Annotated in this window: 18 protein-coding genes; 13 read left to right on the plus strand and 5 right to left on the minus strand. The window is 37.0% G+C overall.

The features are described from left to right. The first annotated feature begins 50 nt into the window (after positions 1–50). Both rnr and smpB read left to right on the plus strand, forming a co-directional pair. Positions 51–2,363, plus strand: coding sequence for a ribonuclease R (gene rnr, locus HMPREF9707_RS07840; RefSeq protein WP_006702164.1), 2,313 nt, complete (start codon positions 51–53; stop codon positions 2,361–2,363). 29 nt (positions 2,364–2,392) lie between these two features. Continuing rightward, positions 2,393–2,854 carry an SsrA-binding protein SmpB gene (smpB, locus tag HMPREF9707_RS07845; RefSeq protein WP_006702165.1) on the plus strand — a complete coding sequence of 154 codons (462 nt, stop codon included), beginning with the start codon at positions 2,393–2,395 and terminating at the stop codon, positions 2,852–2,854. Between the two features lie 84 nt (positions 2,855–2,938). On the opposite strand, the gene HMPREF9707_RS07850 is transcribed toward smpB, so the two are convergent. The 5 genes from HMPREF9707_RS07850 to HMPREF9707_RS07870 all read right to left on the minus strand — a co-directional run bounded on the left by HMPREF9707_RS07850 (position 2,939) and on the right by HMPREF9707_RS07870 (position 7,943). Next, positions 2,939–3,415, minus strand: a complete 477-nt coding sequence (locus tag HMPREF9707_RS07850; protein WP_006702166.1) for a PH domain-containing protein — start codon at positions 3,413–3,415, stop codon at positions 2,939–2,941. A 327-nt stretch (positions 3,416–3,742) separates the two neighbouring features. Continuing rightward, positions 3,743–5,239, minus strand: coding sequence for an amidase family protein (locus tag HMPREF9707_RS07855; protein ID WP_006702167.1), 1,497 nt, complete (start codon positions 5,237–5,239; stop codon positions 3,743–3,745). Next, positions 5,229–5,873: a queuosine precursor transporter gene (locus HMPREF9707_RS07860; protein ID WP_006702168.1), complete on the minus strand. Its 645-nt coding sequence runs from the start codon at positions 5,871–5,873 to the stop codon at positions 5,229–5,231. The genes HMPREF9707_RS07855 and HMPREF9707_RS07860 overlap by 11 nt, the downstream gene beginning before the upstream one ends. 139 nt (positions 5,874–6,012) lie before the next feature. Then, a complete protein-coding gene (rnjA, locus tag HMPREF9707_RS07865) occupies positions 6,013–7,728 on the minus strand; it encodes a ribonuclease J1 (protein WP_006702169.1) in 1,716 nt (571 codons plus the stop codon). Then, positions 7,728–7,943, minus strand: coding sequence for an RNA polymerase epsilon subunit (locus HMPREF9707_RS07870; RefSeq protein ID WP_006702170.1), 216 nt, complete (start codon positions 7,941–7,943; stop codon positions 7,728–7,730). Before HMPREF9707_RS07870 ends, rnjA begins: the two co-directional genes overlap by 1 nt. A 180-nt stretch (positions 7,944–8,123) precedes the next feature. On the opposite strand from HMPREF9707_RS07870, the gene comGA reads away from it, so the two are divergent. The 11 genes from comGA (at position 8,124) to HMPREF9707_RS07925 (ending at position 16,448) form a co-directional block, all read left to right on the plus strand. Then, positions 8,124–9,170: a competence type IV pilus ATPase ComGA gene (gene comGA, locus HMPREF9707_RS07875; RefSeq protein WP_462936789.1), complete on the plus strand. Its 1,047-nt coding sequence runs from the start codon at positions 8,124–8,126 to the stop codon at positions 9,168–9,170. Next, the gene (comGB, locus tag HMPREF9707_RS07880; protein ID WP_006702172.1) at positions 9,136–10,206 is read left to right on the plus strand and encodes a competence type IV pilus assembly protein ComGB; all 1,071 of its coding nucleotides are present in this window, start codon (positions 9,136–9,138) and stop codon (positions 10,204–10,206) included. The genes comGA and comGB overlap by 35 nt, the downstream gene beginning before the upstream one ends. Before the next feature lie 14 nt (positions 10,207–10,220). Then, on the plus strand, positions 10,221–10,574 hold the full coding sequence (comGC, locus tag HMPREF9707_RS07885; RefSeq protein WP_006702173.1) for a competence type IV pilus major pilin ComGC: 354 nt from the start codon (positions 10,221–10,223) through the stop codon (positions 10,572–10,574). Continuing rightward, positions 10,574–10,993, plus strand: coding sequence for a competence type IV pilus minor pilin ComGD (gene comGD, locus HMPREF9707_RS08610; protein WP_006702174.1), 420 nt, complete (start codon positions 10,574–10,576; stop codon positions 10,991–10,993). The genes comGC and comGD overlap by 1 nt, the downstream gene beginning before the upstream one ends. Beyond that, entirely contained in the window at positions 10,980–11,312 is a 333-nt protein-coding gene (locus tag HMPREF9707_RS07895) for a type II secretion system protein (RefSeq protein WP_006702175.1), read from the plus strand. The genes comGD and HMPREF9707_RS07895 overlap by 14 nt, the downstream gene beginning before the upstream one ends. Beyond that, complete coding sequence (gene comGF / locus HMPREF9707_RS07900) at positions 11,296–11,727, plus strand: competence type IV pilus minor pilin ComGF (RefSeq protein WP_006702176.1); 432 nt, start codon at positions 11,296–11,298, stop codon at positions 11,725–11,727. Before HMPREF9707_RS07895 ends, comGF begins: the two co-directional genes overlap by 17 nt. Next, positions 11,696–12,556, plus strand: a complete 861-nt coding sequence (locus HMPREF9707_RS07905) for a hypothetical protein (RefSeq protein WP_156790279.1) — start codon at positions 11,696–11,698, stop codon at positions 12,554–12,556. The genes comGF and HMPREF9707_RS07905 overlap by 32 nt, the downstream gene beginning before the upstream one ends. A 95-nt stretch (positions 12,557–12,651) precedes the next feature. Then, complete coding sequence (locus HMPREF9707_RS07910; RefSeq protein WP_006702178.1) at positions 12,652–13,713, plus strand: M24 family metallopeptidase; 1,062 nt, start codon at positions 12,652–12,654, stop codon at positions 13,711–13,713. Positions 13,714–13,757: 44 nt separating this feature from the next. Then, positions 13,758–14,180 (plus strand): Asp23/Gls24 family envelope stress response protein, encoded by a 423-nt coding sequence (locus tag HMPREF9707_RS07915; RefSeq protein WP_006702179.1) that lies wholly within the window; start codon positions 13,758–13,760, stop codon positions 14,178–14,180. A 3-nt stretch (positions 14,181–14,183) separates the two neighbouring features. After that, entirely contained in the window at positions 14,184–14,642 is a 459-nt protein-coding gene (gene nusB / locus HMPREF9707_RS07920; protein WP_006702180.1) for a transcription antitermination factor NusB, read from the plus strand. Between the two features lie 120 nt (positions 14,643–14,762). After that, complete coding sequence (locus tag HMPREF9707_RS07925; protein ID WP_006702181.1) at positions 14,763–16,448, plus strand: DUF1002 domain-containing protein; 1,686 nt, start codon at positions 14,763–14,765, stop codon at positions 16,446–16,448. Positions 16,449–16,483 lie beyond the last annotated feature (35 nt).

The raw sequence follows: 16,483 nt of genomic DNA on the forward strand, positions 1-16,483 counted from the left end.
CTACGGTATACTTTGACAGTGTAAGGATGGTAGAGTAAAGGAGGGATAGTATGAGTTTAACTAAAAAAGAACAGCGGATTTTAAAATTTTTACAAGATCATCAAGAACATAGTTATTCAGTTCAAGAACTCGCGGGAATTTTTAATTATCAAGGGAATAAAACATATAAAAAACTTGTTAAAGCTCTCGCATATTTAGAGCGAATTGGGGAGATTGAATTTCTTGCCAATGGCCGTGTCCGTGCCTTTGGTCAACTTCAAACAACATTGACAGGTATTTATCGTGCGAATGATAAAGGGTATGGCTTTGTTGATTACGAAGGAGACAGTGATTTATTTATACCACCTGGCTATGCATTGAATGCAATGGATCAAGATAAGGTCGAGGTCACGGTTCTAAAACAAGTCAATCCGATGACTGGTAAGGGTTCGGAAGCCCGGGTAGAGCGAATCATTGAACGGCACTATCAGCAACTGGTAGGTGAGTTTTATGCTTATTCGAATGAAGAACAAGTTGAGACAGGCTATCTGGGTTATGTGATTCCCCAAGGGACAAGTGGCCAAGCATATACAGTATTTATCTTGCCCGAAGGAATTGAACCAGTTGACCATTCCATTGTGATTGTAAAAATCCGTGATTATCCAACAAACGAAAATCCAAGTACATTAACCGGCTATGTGGCCAAGGAAATTGGGCATCGTGATGAGCCTGGTGTGGATATCTTAGCGATTCTTTACCAGTTGAATATTCCCCATGAATTTCCACAAAATGTATTGGAAGAAGCTGAGAAGTTTGGGTTAGAGATTAATCCGGAGGATGTCAACGGCCGAGTTGATCATCGAAACCAATTGGTGATGACTATCGATGGTGCTGATGCAAAAGATTTAGACGATGCGATTGCCTTAGACCAATTAGCCAATGGAAATTACCGGTTATACGTTCATATTGCAGATGTATCGCATTATGTGAGAGAAGGCTCACCAATTGATCGTGAGGCATTTGAACGCGGGACATCGGTCTATCTTACAGATCGAGTGGTTCCGATGTTACCTCAGCGACTATCGAATGGGATTTGTTCGTTACATCCAGGAGTGGATCGGTTAACCTTAACTTGCGCGATGGAAATTGATGCGCAAGGCAGTGTTGTGGATTATCAAATCTATCCCGCGGTCATTAATTCATCTTATCGTATGACTTATGAAGCGATAAACGCGATCTATAACGGTGACAAAGCATTGATTGAAGAATATGATCCAATTATATCGACACTCTATTCAATGCGAGATTTACATCACATTTTAGAAGCAAAACGTCATCGTCGAGGAGCAATCAATTTTGATACTACAGAGGCTATCATAGAAGTAGACGATCAAGGTCATCCAATTTCGATTAAGGCCCGTGAACGGGGCGTAGGCGAGCGTTTAATTGAAAGTTTTATGTTAGTAGCGAATGAGACGGTAGCCCAATCGTATCATGAGAAAGAGTTACCGATGATTTATCGTGTGCATGAACAACCGGATGCAGATCGAATGTTAAAATTTGCTGAATTATTAACCGGATTTGGAATTATATTACAAGGGCATGTTGAAAGTATTCAACCGAAACAACTGCAACGCGTGATGCAAAAGTTAAAAGATTCCCCATACGAAGAAGTCGTCTCAATGATGCTACTTCGGAGCATGCAACAAGCGCATTATAGCGAAGAATCATTAGGACACTATGGGCTTGCTGCTAAATATTATACTCATTTTACTTCGCCGATTCGACGTTATCCAGATTTGATCGTTCATCGATTAGTACACCAATATTTAATTAAACGGCCAAATCAAGCAGAAATAGATCGTTTAGAACAGCGTCTGCCAGAAATCGCAGTGCAATCCTCGAAAAGAGAGCGACGCTCTGTTGAAGCTGAACGTGAGACGGATGCTTTGAAAAAAGCAGAGTATATGCAAGACAAAATTGGTGAAGAATTTGAAGGGATGATTAGTTCGATTACTTCTTTTGGTATCTTTGTCCAATTGCCTAATACCGTTGAAGGACTTGTTCATTTGAACAAGTTAAATGATGATTATTATCAATATTACCCAGAGCAATGGGTACTGATCGGTAAAGAACGAGGTAAAGTCTATCGAATTGGACAATCCGTACGCATAGTGGTCGATCAAGTTAATATTGAAGAGCGAGAGATTGATTTTAATATTATCGATGCAGAAAATGCGGAGACAGATGATTTGTCGCACTTGATTAAACGAGAGTCATCTTCAAAAAAGAAACGTAAATCACGTAACCAATCCCATCCCGTTCGACAACGCAAGAATACGAAAGCAAAAAAACATTCACCTAAGAGAAGACGCCGTAAGTAAGGTGATTGTGAAATAGATTGAGGTGCATTATGGCCAAACAACATGATAAACCACTGGCTCAAAATCGCAAAGCAAGACATGATTATGATATTTTAGAGACGCTGGAAGCTGGACTTGTTTTAAAAGGAACGGAAATAAAATCCATTCGTGCAGGCAAAATAAGTCTAGTGGACAGTTATGTTTCATTTCGTAATGGAGAAGCCTGGTTAAAAAATTGTCATATTAGTCATTATGAACAAGGAAATATCTTTAATCATGATCCCCTAAGAGATCGAAAATTACTCTTACATCGAAGAGAAATTTTTCAATGGGAAACTCGTGTCAAACAAGAGCAATTAACGGTCATCCCATTAAAAGTTTATTTAGTACGTGGAAGAGCGAAAGTATTGATTGGCTTAGCACGTGGTAAGCGTAATTATGATAAACGTCATGCCTTAAAAGAGCAACAAATGAAACGTGAAATTGATCGTGTTATGAAAGAAAGATATTAGTTAGTGGATTAATTATTATGGAATAAGCTAAAGCGCCCCCTAAATATAAAATTGGGGGGCGCTTTATATTGTATAAATATATTTTTAATTATCTAACTTAGTATGATAGCCAGTATTATTATCAGGACGATAAGCGTTAGGATATTGCTGGTCAGTTGTAACATCTAGCGCATTTTTCTTAATCATATTATATATTTCATAAGGATTTTCAATACCAATTAATTTAATACCACTTATGGTATAGCTGCCATCACCATCTGAATAACTGCGATCAGGAGTTAAAGATACAGTTCCTCTATGGAGTAATTTACCTAACAAGTTGACATTAACATTTAATTTACTGATTTCTTTATATTCTAAACTTTGAATATCCGTTCCAATAATTCCTGACTCGATATAAACGCGTAAATCTGTTACATAATATTTGACCTTAAAAGATTCAATGATACGTTTAATTGGAAAAATAACGAAAATGGTGAAAATTATAAAAAAGAAAATTAAGGGAACCAGCGAAAAGATAGAGAATGGTGTTTTAAAGAAATTATCGACAGGAAAATCCAACTTTCTAAATTCATTCGAGATTGAAAAAAATGACCTCCGATGGTGATTACAATGGAAGACCAAACAATTAAGAATAAAAAAACAAAGAGATTAAAACCATTAAATAAATACATTAATTTACTTGGTTTACTTTGCCAAAGGATCTTTTCATGTTCATCTAAAAAATATGGTTTCATAATGCCTCCTAAGTTTGTTTATTTGTGTTGCTTATCTTTATCATACACCAATTTAATAAAAGCTAATAATTTATTGCTTTTAGATTTGTTCAACATAAAAACGCTAGGACTTTGAGGTGACCCTCAAAGTCCTAGCGTTTTTTGTGAAAAATTAAATGGTAACGGAACAGATATCGGTATGAAGAAGGCCTACTTCTTCAAGCGAGTTTGCTATTTGTAAGAGACGATACTCCTCTCCAATCGCAGCGGCAAAATGAACGCCCATTGCTAGACCTTTATCTGTTTCATGGACAGGCAAGGAGATTCCTGGTTGTCCTGTAATATTTAGCAGTGGACAATAAGACGTGCGTAAATAGGTAAAATCAAAAGCTTTCTTCGTAACATCCCACTGTGCCTCATAGTTTAGCTGTTCCATTTGATGAATTTCGCTTAAAAGTTCCTCAGGATAGACTAAGTCTGTATTATTAACTGCTGGACTTGAGCAAGTTGGGGTCAAATATAGATCATATGTTTGATGCAAAGTTTGCATTGTTTCAACCCAAAGATCTTGTTGGGCTGAAAACTTTATATAAGCACTCGCAGGGACATTCGGTGCAAATTGGTACGTTACCCAAGTGAGAGGATCGAGTTGATCAAATTCAATGGTTGTTTGATTTTGTTCAATTTGCCGAACGAGTTGGCCCGTTTCCGTAGCCATTATCGTATAATAAGCTTCCATCACCGCTTCGTAATCCACTGGCAAGTCAATTTCGATGACTTCATGACCGAGATTCTTAAGTGTATTCAGTGTCTTCTTCATGGCAATAATTGCTTCTGGATCCGTATCTAAGCCACGAGGGTGTTGATAAGAATAGGCAATCTTTAATGGCTTTTCAAGCGATTCAAGGGTGGGAGCCTCAATTAAAGGTAGATGATGGATGGCTGTTTTTTGATTTGCTTGGAAAGTTTTCAAAGAATGAAATACATCACGTACTGAACGAGATACGACGAGGCTTGTAGCTAAACCATTGACTGGACGGTAACGATTTGGTCCTTGGGCAATTCGTCCACGACTCGGTTTTAATCCAATCAATCCAGTGTCAGAAGCAGGGACCCGAATTGATCCTCCAGCATCAGATGCTGCAGCAATTGGAGCAATCCCTGCTTTGACAGCAGCAGCTGCTCCTCCTGAGGATCCACCGGGATTATAAGATAAGTTCATCGGATTATTTACTTTGCCAAAGTATTTTGAGTCCGATACGGTTTTTAGACCAAATTCAGGGACATTGGATCTCCCCCAGTAGATTAACCCCGCATCCAGTCCTTGTTGCAATGAACGGTCGGTATGTTGTGAGATAGACTTAAGTAATAAGCTAGAGCCTGCGGTAGTAGGATGGCCTTGATAAAATTGGCCTAAATCTTTTAAAAGATAAGGAACCCCATAAAAAGGGGAGAGTGTTTGACGGGTTTTTGCGTCCATTTGAGCTAAGCATTGATCCATTTTTTTTGCTTGTTGAAGTGCTGAGTCAGGATAAGTTTCCGTAATGGCATTTAGCTTAGAGTTAAAATGTTTGGTATTCTCCAAAACGGCCTCGACTAAATCCGTGCAACGATAATCGCCATTTTTAATGGCTTGGCCATAGTAACTAGCATCTTGGTTAAAAATCATAAAGTTCATCTCCTAAATAGTTTTGTCCAGTATGAATAAGAAAACGCGTTAGCGGATATAAGATAATTTCATAACATGTCTCAAAGAGCGTGCCGCCGATTATCATTGAAAGCAATGCATTATTAGGTAACACACCCCAAAAAGCTAGTGCTGCAAACACAAGGTTATCAAGTAACTGACCAAAAATCGTTGAGGTAATCGCTCTGAAAAAGAGCGTGTCAGGATATTTGGTTTTAAGTTGCGCCATGACTTTTGCATTTACGAGAGATCCGATCAAATAAGCAAGTAGCGAAGCTGCTGTAATCCGGAAGGTTGTTTTAAGAATGGTGACAAAAGCTTCTTGATGGGGCCAAAAAGTCGATGGTGTAATCATCATTGCGAGCTGATAGATCATTGTGGCAACCACTAAAATGGTAAAGCCAGTATAAATCATTCGTTTTGATTGTTGGTAACCAAATAATTCAGTTGTGACATCTTGAATTATAAAGGCAATCGGGGAAACTAAAATTCCCGTAGTGACTGTAAAATGCCACAAATCAAATTGTTTTGTGGCCAATAGATTCATTGCGAGTAATGAACTAGCATACGCCGCATAGAGAATAGGTAATAAGTTCAAAGTTTTTAATTTTTTCATCGATGATATGTCCTTTTCTTTATAGGTTTATTTCACCATATAAAAAAGCCTCTAAAGACTAGAGGCTTTCCCTAGTTTTGTTTATAGACAGGATGGTGTTAATGAACTGTCTGTTACTTAAATCGTAAGTAAATTTTGATTAGTTATTAACTTTTTGTCGTGGACGAACGCCTTTGTTGATATCTAAAAGTACCGGAAGAATCATCGGTGAACGTTGCGTTCGGTCGTATAAGAAGGGCTTAATCGTTTCAAAAATAATATCTCGAATTAATTTTTCATTAATATGATTTCCATTTTCATTAAGTCCTCGATTGATTGCGGCTTTTAATTCAACTTGCATATCATGAATTAAATCACCTGATTCTTTCATATAAATGAAACCTCGAGACATAATATCAGGTCCACTGACTAGTTGTTTGCGTTCATAATCAATGGTTGCAGTAATGATAACTAAACCATCTTCAGATAGCATTTTTCGGTCACGCAAAACAATATTTCCTACGTCCCCGATTCCACTACCATCGACATAAACATCATCTGCTTCGAATTGTCCAGCTCGGCGGGCACTATTACGTGTTAATGCAAGCATTTCGCCGTTACGCATGATGAAACAATTTTCCTTAGCAATGCCAACTTCTTGGGCTAATTGACTTTGGATACTTAACATTCGATACTCGCCGTGTACTGGCATAAAGAATTTTGGTTTTAATAAGCGCATCATTAACAGTTGTTCAACTTGTGATCCGTGCCCTGAAGTATGGATATTATTAACTTTACCGTGGATAACATGAGCGCCTGTCTCGAGTAGTTGATTAATTACTCGGTTAACACTGGTTGTATTTCCCGGAATGGGGCTACTTGAAAAGATTACCGTATCATGCGGTTGAATTGAGATTTGATTATGGGTTCCATTAGCAATTCGACTCAAAGCGGCCATCGGTTCACCTTGCGAACCGGTACATAAAATAATGAGCGATTCAGGATTGTATTGGGCTAAGTTGCGATTATCAACAAATATATCCAATCCGTAGTCTTCAATATAGCCTAGCTCCAATCCATTCGTAATGGAATTTTCCATACTGCGACCAAACACTGCAATCTTTCGATTTGTTTGGATGGCAGCTTCCACAACTTGTTGAAGTCGTGAAACGTTGGAAGCGAATGTTGCAAAGATAACCCGACCTTTAACACTTTGAATAATATTGTGAATCGATTGACCGACAATTTTTTCTGACATCGTAAAGACAGGGATCTCTGCATTGGTACTATCGCCCATCATCAGCAATACTCCATCGTGGCCAAGCTTTGCCATTCGGTAGAGGTCAGCAGGTTCACCAACTGGGGTGAAGTCAAATTTATAGTCTCCAGTAAAAATAATATTCCCTTCAGGGGAGTGAACTACAATTCCGTGAGCTTCAGGAATAGAGTGGGTGACTCTAAAGAAGCTAACTGATAATTTTCGGAAGTTAATCACCGTGTCATCATTATATTCATGGATTACAGCGTCACGTAATAAACCACGTTCTTGTAGTTTATTCCGGATTAATGACGCTGCTAATGGATCGGCATAGATTGGGAGATTAATTTGTTGAAGTAAGTAAGGTAACCCACCAATATGGTCTTCATGTCCATGGCTAATAACAACGGCCTTGACTTTATCTCGGTTTTGTAAAATATAACTGTAATCGTTAATAACGTAGTCGATTCCAAGTAGCTCATCTTCTGGGAAGAGGACGCCACAGTCTAAAATAATAATCTCATCTTGAAATTGGACGCCATACATATTTTTGCCAATTTCATTCAGTCCTCCAATGGCGAAGACACCAACTTCATTATTTTTTAAATTTACTGACATTATATTTTCTCAATCTTGAACTCAGGATGGTGTTCTTTTTCATATTCTAAGTGCTCCTGAGAAATTTCACTAACACTTTCAATCATGTATGGCGTATTTTCGGCTAAATAATGAATCACTTCACGACGTGAAGACGCATCAATAAATAATGATTGTGTTGTTTCACGACGCGGTGCTTTGACCGCATTATCTTGGTATAAAACTTTATATATCATTTAAATTCTCCTTTTTTTATTTACTGAAATATAACTACCTTATTTTAACATAGATATGCTCGGCTGTCATGCAGCCGCTTTTTAATTATTAAGAAATTATTAAGATTGATGCTTCATGCAAGATTTTCTCAATTTTTTCGTATCTATTATTAGGCTAGGACAAAAGGAGGTGAGGGAATAATTGAAACAATTGCTCAGACCGTTTTAAATCAAGCGGTTCGCTTTGGGACATCAGATATTCATTTTTTACCCAATAAAGATGACTATCATATCTTTTTTCGGATGAATGGTCAGCTTGAATTTATTCAAAGTCTGTCCATTGATGAGGGGAAGCGTTTAATTAGTTATTTCAAATACTTAGCCAATATGGATACAGGGGAGAAGCGTAAGCCTCAATCTGGAGCTAGTGATTATATATTAAGAGATGGTCAACGGATTGAGTTGAGGTTTTCAACCTTACCGAGCGTATTATTATTAGAATCGCTCGTAATTCGTATTCTTAAACAACAGTTTAAAGAAAATCAAACACTCGCTACTTATTTTCCGAATATGGTGGCCGTGTTACGCCATCTTGTGGGGAGAAAAAGCGGTTTATTATTATTTTCGGGTCCGGTCGGCTCAGGCAAGACGACAACGATATATCAATTGTTGCGAGAAAGATTGCACGATGAATCGCTCCAAATTATTACAATGGAAGATCCGGTTGAAATGTATGAGCCGAAATTTCTACAAGTTGAAGTGAATGAACGTGCGGGTATTGGATATGACACGATCATTCGCGCTTCACTCCGACATCATCCCGATGTATTGATGATTGGAGAGATTCGCGATGAAGATACAGCACGAATGGCAATTCGGGGTGCGCTAACGGGGCATTTAATGATTGCGACCATTCACGCAAAAAATACACTCGGAGTTGTTGGGCGATTGCAAGAATTACAAATTACTGACGAACAACTTAGACAAACGTTAATTGGAATTAGCACCCAAAGGTTAATTCCACGTTATTGTCCACGTTGTAATGGGGCATGTCATTTTGATTGTCAATATTATGCAGGACATCAGAAGCGAATGGCCCTGTATGAAATTTTGACAGGAAAGGAGTTAAAAGCAGTACTGGATGGCAATATGTTGACGAATATGAAGACGCTCAATCATCACCTTAGAAAGGCTTATGCTTTAGGATATATTGATGAAAAAACATACGATAAATTTGAAATGGTTTAAAGGGAAGACTATCCCTCAATCTGTAGCAAAAAAAGATCAGAGTTATCTAATGAAAGTGTTGGGGGAACTTCTACAGGAAGGCTTTTCCATGAATCAGTCGATTCAATTTACAGTAATTTTATTACCTAAGTATCAAAGTATTTTCAACCAATTTGATCAACTACATGAGCGTGGTGAATCCATTGAACGCGGCTTAAGAATGCTAGGTTTTTCTTTACCAATTTGTGCCCAACTCTTTTATGCTCAGCGGCAAGGGCGGTTTATTGAATCATTGATGGAAGTGAGTGAACAACTCGCCCAAGAAGCAACGTATCGGGAAAAATTAATTAAAATCCTTGTCTATCCATGTTTTTTAATGATTTTCCTAGGTGGGATGTTATTTGGAATGCGGAATTTTGTACTCCCTCATATTTTAAGTTTTATTTCAATGGAAACCTATGAAAATCAGTATCTTATTAAAATATTAGTCAATTTCTTTGGTTATCTGCCTCAAATTACATTGACCTTGTTAGGGGTTATCATATTAATTTATGGGTTAGTCGATTATTTTTTCTTAAAAAAGAGTGCTATTGAACGATATCTTTTCTTGAATCGTTGGCCGCTAATTGGGCGATGGTCAAGGCAATATGCAACTTACAAACTTACGCATCAATTAGGCCATTTTATGAGAGGAGGTTATTCAATTCAACAAATTATTCAATTGATTCAAGATTACCCGATTGATCCATTTTTAACTGAAGTAGCTATGATGATACGTCAAGGAATGTATGAAGGGCGAGAGTTAACAGAGATACTCGATCGGATGAATTTGTTTACCGAAGAATTAGGTTTAGTCATTTATCAGGGCGAACTAACGAGTCAAACAGCTCAAAAGTGCAAATTATATTCACAAAAAGTTTATCAAGATTTATTGAATGATATTGAGAAAAAGATGGCATTCGTACAACCCATTTTGTTTATTTTTGTTGCGTTATTAGTCTTAAGTATGTATTTAATGATGATGCTACCAATGCTTATGATGAGTGAATTTAATTAGAAGGAGTGGAAAATATGAAGAAAATTATCAGAAAACTAAATTCAAAAAAACATAAAAAAGGTTTTACATTAATTGAAATGTTGATTGTATTAGTCGTAGTTGGATTATTAATGGCAATTATTATTCCGAATGTATCTGGTCAGCGTAAACGAATTAACCAACAAGCTGCTGAAAATATTGCAGAGATTTTGACAACGCAATATAATACTTATGTCATAGCGGAAAGTCCGCAGGGTTCAGTTACACTAGCGGAATTAGAAACTAAAGGTTATATTACTTCAAAACAAAAAGATCAAGCTGTGAAGTTATTAAATATTGAAGATACTTCAGAAATAAAACCTCCGATTGTGGTACCAGAAGTAGATTAATGAATCGAGGTGGTTACACTTTAGTTGAAAGTCTACTTGTCTTGGCTATATTGAGTCTATTGCTCATTTTATGGCCCCGACCGGATCAAAGTGTTGCTAATCAAATAGAAGAAAGATTATTCTTTTCAACCTTAAGTAGTTCAATACAATATTGTCAGCAACTTGCTTTGACGAGTCAATATCAAACAAAAGTAAGGTTTGATGCTCAAGAACAACAAATTTTATTCTATTTATATGGGAATTACTGTTATGAAATATTAACTTTGCCGGAGGATTTGTTTTTATTAAATCAACTGCAAATTCAATATAATCAATACGGTCATGTGTCTTATTTTGGGACGGTCCGTTTCCAAAATAATCAAAATCGACGTTATAATTTAGTTTTTCAATTAGGGAATGGTCAATTTGAAATACGATAAATTACATCAAAATGGGTTTACAATTGTAGAATCTATCGCAGCATTACTGTTATTTAGCGTGATGTTAATGTTATACTTGCCTGCCTTTATGACCGAAATGCATCGTCAACATGCCCTGTCACATCAGACAGCAAATTACCGAATCTTTTATGAATTAGCAGCGATGTATTATGCGCAACCAATTTCGCTTATAGAAACTGGAGTTGAATATCATAACTTTTCGATGCATTCAAAGTCAATTGCAACTTTTAGAGCTTCAAAAGAAGGATGTCAAATTGAATTTATGGATGGAGAGTATATTGATGTCTCACAACAATAAATATCTACGAGGCTTCACTTTTATTGAGTTAATCGTCTCAATGTTTGTGATGAGTCTCATACTTTATAGTTTGTCAGCTGTCTATCAAAATTATCAACGAATTGATCATAAAATTGAAGGAGACAATCAAATTCATTTTTTACATTTTATCACCATGCTTGAGAACGAATTGGTCTATTATCGATATCAGTCGATTCAACAAAATCAGTTATGGTTGCAGCGACGAGATGATGCTTCTCAAAAACAAATTATCGCAATAGATCGCCTACGAATCGTAAAACGACCAGGAACTCAAATTATGCTTTATAACGTAAGGGCATGGCAAATTGAAGAAATAGGTCAAAAAATTTTCATTAAGGTGACATTTAATAATGGGCAAGTTTATGAAGCGATTATTCCAATTTTTAAGCTCTAGGTATCGTAACCATCAGGCGGGCTTTGCATTAAATATTGTGATAATATTTATGTTACTATCACAATTGTTATATTGGTCTTTAATCGTAAAAAATCAATATGCAACTCGGCAATATAAGCAATATCAACGACACTATTTGAATCAAATTCAACTTTTAGTCAGTGAGAAGTTATTTGAAGGCGTGATTTTAGATCAACTTGGTGACTTTCAATCGGAGGTGGAGCGAAAACTTTCAGAACGCATCCGTGATTTTTTAACGGAACCCATTGACGAGTGGCTCATCCAAACCCCTCAAATGGGTTTAGCAAAACTAAAGATGAATATCGAGGATACGTTACTATGTCTCTATTATTTTGAAATTGATTGTGATGAATTGTTACGCGAATATATGCTGTCTCATCCACCACAATCTTGGCAGGTGAACCAGTGGCTTGTAGTAGAGCGAAATCAAAATATTGAATCTCGACTACAAGAAGACATGCGAGGGGTTGAGGAAGTAACACAAAATTCTTCTGAGATAGAATATCAAGCAATGATTCAAACGCTCACTCAAATGGGATATACACCGGCCAAATTACCCGTACAACGAGAATATTTGTATCAATATCAATTCAGCTCTTTACCGAATCAGTGGAATTATGATGATGGTCTAGTTCAATTAAAGACGGATACATCAACAGGTCAGACTTTGTACTATTTAGTTTCTCAACGCATTCAAGATGAAAGTGGTCGAATATCTCAATTGATCTTTCGTGATCCGTATTATCGCATTAAAATGGAGCTACGGTGGTTTATTAAAACGTCATCTGTTGATTTCGAAAATACCTAATTATATGATTAAACCAGCGTCCGCTAAATACATATTTAAGCGGACGTTGAATTTTGTTATAATAAAATAAAAGAATTCAAGAAAGAAGGGGCAGCATGTCTAGAGTTGAAAAGCTAAGAAATTGTATGAAAGAATTGGAAGTTGATGGTTATTTTGTCACGACCCTTCAAAATGTCCGATATTTAACAGGATTTACAGGAACAACGGGAGTAGCATTTGTTACGGCAAACGAGCAATTTTTCATTACAGATTTTCGCTATCGTGAGCAAGCGACAGAACAATGTAAAAATTTTGATGTGATTATTCATCAAGCAGGCGTCTTCCAAGAATTAGCTTGTATTATTGATGATCTCGGCTTGCAACGTATAGCTATAGAAGCGGATGAAATGAATGTTGCAACTTATCAACAATTGCAATCGATTCTAAATATCGAAATAGTTCCAACTTCAGGAGTGATTGAAAAGATTCGAGAAGTTAAAGATGCATCAGAAATTAAGATCATCCGCCAAGCAATTGAGATTGCTGATCAAGCTTTTGAGCATATTTTAACATTTATAAAGCCAGGTATAACTGAAATCCAAGTTGCGAATGAACTAGATTTCTATATGCGCAGTTTAGGAGCAAGTGGTGTTTCATTTGATACGATTGTTGCCAGTGGGGTTCGTTCTTCGATGCCACATGGTGTCGCTAGCCAAAAAGTGATTGAATCTGGCGATTTGATTACACTCGATTTTGGTTGTTATTACGAAGGCTATGTGTCTGATATGACTCGCACTATTGCTTTAGGCACCATTGATCCAAAGTTAAAAGAAATCTATGAAATAGTACTTCGAGCCAATGAAATTGTTAATGAAAATACAAAAGCTGGGATAACCGGTAAACAAATGGATGCCCTAGCTCGAGATTACATTACACAAAAAGGATACGGAGATGATTTTGGTCATTCTACAGGACATGGTATTGGTTTAGATATTCATGAGGGACCATCGATTTCGTTTCGTAATGAAGAACCACTCGTAGTTAACAATATTGTAACGAATGAACCGGGTATTTATCTTGCTGGGTTAGGTGGTGTCCGAATTGAAGATGATCTGTTAATTCAAGAGGGCGGCGTAGAAATTTTAAATCACAGTCCAAAAGAATTAATTATTTTATAAATATGGTATACTAATGGAGACAAAGATGTATAGGAGGAATTACCATGTCGAAACCAACCGAAGTACCCTTCCAATCTGAACCTAATCATTTAGGAGAAATTAAAGTTACGACGGCAGCGTTAGAATCAATCGCAGTCAAAGCAGCGAGTGAAGTGCCAGGTGTTGTCGTCTATCAAGAAAGTACTCAACGTCAAATTGGCAATTTATTAGGAATCTACAATGACGTTCTAGAAGCGAAAGTTAAATATGAAGCACCGCATATTAATATTGCTGTGAAAATTGGTGTTCAATTTGGGTATTCTGTACCCGAAGTAGCTTTCCAAGTGCAAGAACGAGTTAAAGAGCAAATTTTATTTATGACGGATATCTCAATTTATCAAGTGGATGTTCACGTAGTTTCAGTTGAAACAGAGCCTGCTTATGATGAAGCGCCGTATGAATATGAATACGAAGACGGTGAGGCTTAGCCAGTGAAAGGGATTAAGCGACGTCAAGCAGCAAGAAGAGTGGCGGTTCAAGCATTATATCTTCTTAACGAAACAGATCAAGTCACAGTCGATCAAGCGATTGAGTTTGCGCTAGAGTCAGGAAATTTTCCTGAAGAAGGATATGGTCAGCTAGAAGAACCTTATTTGCATGAATTGGTTCAAGGTGTTCAAAATCATACGGAGGATCTCGATTCAAAAATTACGCCGTATTTAATTAATTGGACGCTCGATCGGATTGCTAAAATCGATTTAATTATTTTACGCTTAGCTTTTTATGAGATATTCTACCAAAGCGATGAGAAAGTTCCACCAGCGGTTGCAGTGAATGAGGCCATTGAGTTAACGAAAGTATTTAGCGATGATCGTTCACGACAGTTTGTAAGTGGGGTACTGGCTCAAGCAATGGATGCTTTAAAAGACGAAAAAAACAATGACGAATGATTTTTTAAATCATTCGTTTTTTTGTGAAAAATGTATGAAGAAAATATGTAAAAGTAGCTATTAGACCATCAATAATTTTCATTATGGTATAATTAACTTAATGAATGGAGGTAGTTATCAATGAAAAAAAGAATGATATTTACAGCATTAGCAGCTGCCATTGTGATAAATCCAATCGCTTTAAATCCAATGCCACTTAATCAGGTGATGGCGGTTCAACAAAATGAACAACAAGAACTGGTTGCTTTAGGAGCATCTCTTGACCCAGCCAGTGCTCAACAAACCTTAGCCTTATTAGGCGCACAACAAGTTCCTCAAAGTAATATTTTATATGTGAATGGCGATATGATTAACCGTTATTTACAAGATGGATCGAATGCATCGACACAAGTATTATCAAGTGCATATATCCAACAAATGCCAGAAGGTTATGGAGTTCAAGTTCAAATTGTTACCCCGCAAAATATCACAGTCGTTCGACCTTTAACCTATCAAAATGCGGCAATTACAGCAGGAGCTCGTAACGTAAATATTCGTATTGCTACGGTAGCTCCAGTAACTGGTGAAGGCGCATTAACAGGTGTCTATGCGTTACTTGAGCAACAAGGTCAAGCGGTCAATACGCATGACGTTCAGGTTGCTCAAAGTGAAATTAATTTAGTTAATCAAATCGAACAAGAAGCGACGGTAAGTAATGAAGTAGCTAATAACGCGGTTGCAGATATTAAAACGCAAATTGTTCAAGCGACACAAGAACAACAAATGTCTGGGAACCAAATTAATGCGGAAGGTGACGTGACACTTACGCAAGAACAAATTACAAACATTGTTAATAATATTATTAATGAATATCAAATTACGAACCAAGTGGTTATCGAACAACTAAATGTCTATGCACAAGATTTTTCTAAGACAGAAGCAGCTCAAAATGCTGACACCATCCAACAACTTGAAATGAGTATGACCGAAGATTGGAAGGATATTTTGCCAAATCTAAACAAAGGATTGACTGCGGATGAAATTTTATCTGAGGAACGTTTAGACTTTAACGATAAAACGCAATATCATCCAATACTTCAAAAATTTGCCGAAGCATTTTACGATAGAGTCGGCCAAGGCGAATTGATTAATGATATTTATAGTGACACCTTTATCTATGAGTTGATTGTTGATGCGGTTCCTACACAAGAGAAAGAAGCTCTTAACCAATTGAGAACTAAGATGTATCAATATCAAGCGGGGCAACTCGATGAAGTTATGGCAGAAAATGAAATGACTACCGGATATGGTTCGGTAAAAGAAGCTTGGGAAGCACAACTGCAAACGGTTGAAGATTTAAATATGATGGATCCAGTCCAATCTGAAATCATTCGCCGTTTAGCGATTGCAACAGGTAGAGCACCACAAGTCTATGATTTTATGAATCCAACACAGTCTGATTCCGTTATTACTTATGAAAGTAGCCAGTCCGTAACGGGTGAATTCAACGCTGATTTTACGATGCTTACTTATGATTTGATGAGTAGCGAGATTACACAACTCAATGCTGTTTCAGGTGTATTTGAAGCTGTGACACCGAATTATTTAGCTGAAAAATATCAAGTAGCAATGAATGAAACTTATCAACCACACATTGATATTCCGCAAGATTATTTAATTCCAGGATATATGCCAGTGACGGAAGAATCTAATGAAATGACTGAACAAGAAATTGTGGACGAAAATCCAGATGCAGCTACTGAATCGGCAGAACAGAGCGAAGCAGAAATGTCAGAAGAATCACAAGCTGATGAAGATATTGAATAAGCCAATTACGCCCAGTAAAATATACTGGGCTTTTT

This window comes from Falseniella ignava CCUG 37419, assembly GCF_000301055.1.
Lineage (GTDB): Bacteria > Bacillota > Bacilli > Lactobacillales > Aerococcaceae > Falseniella > Falseniella ignava.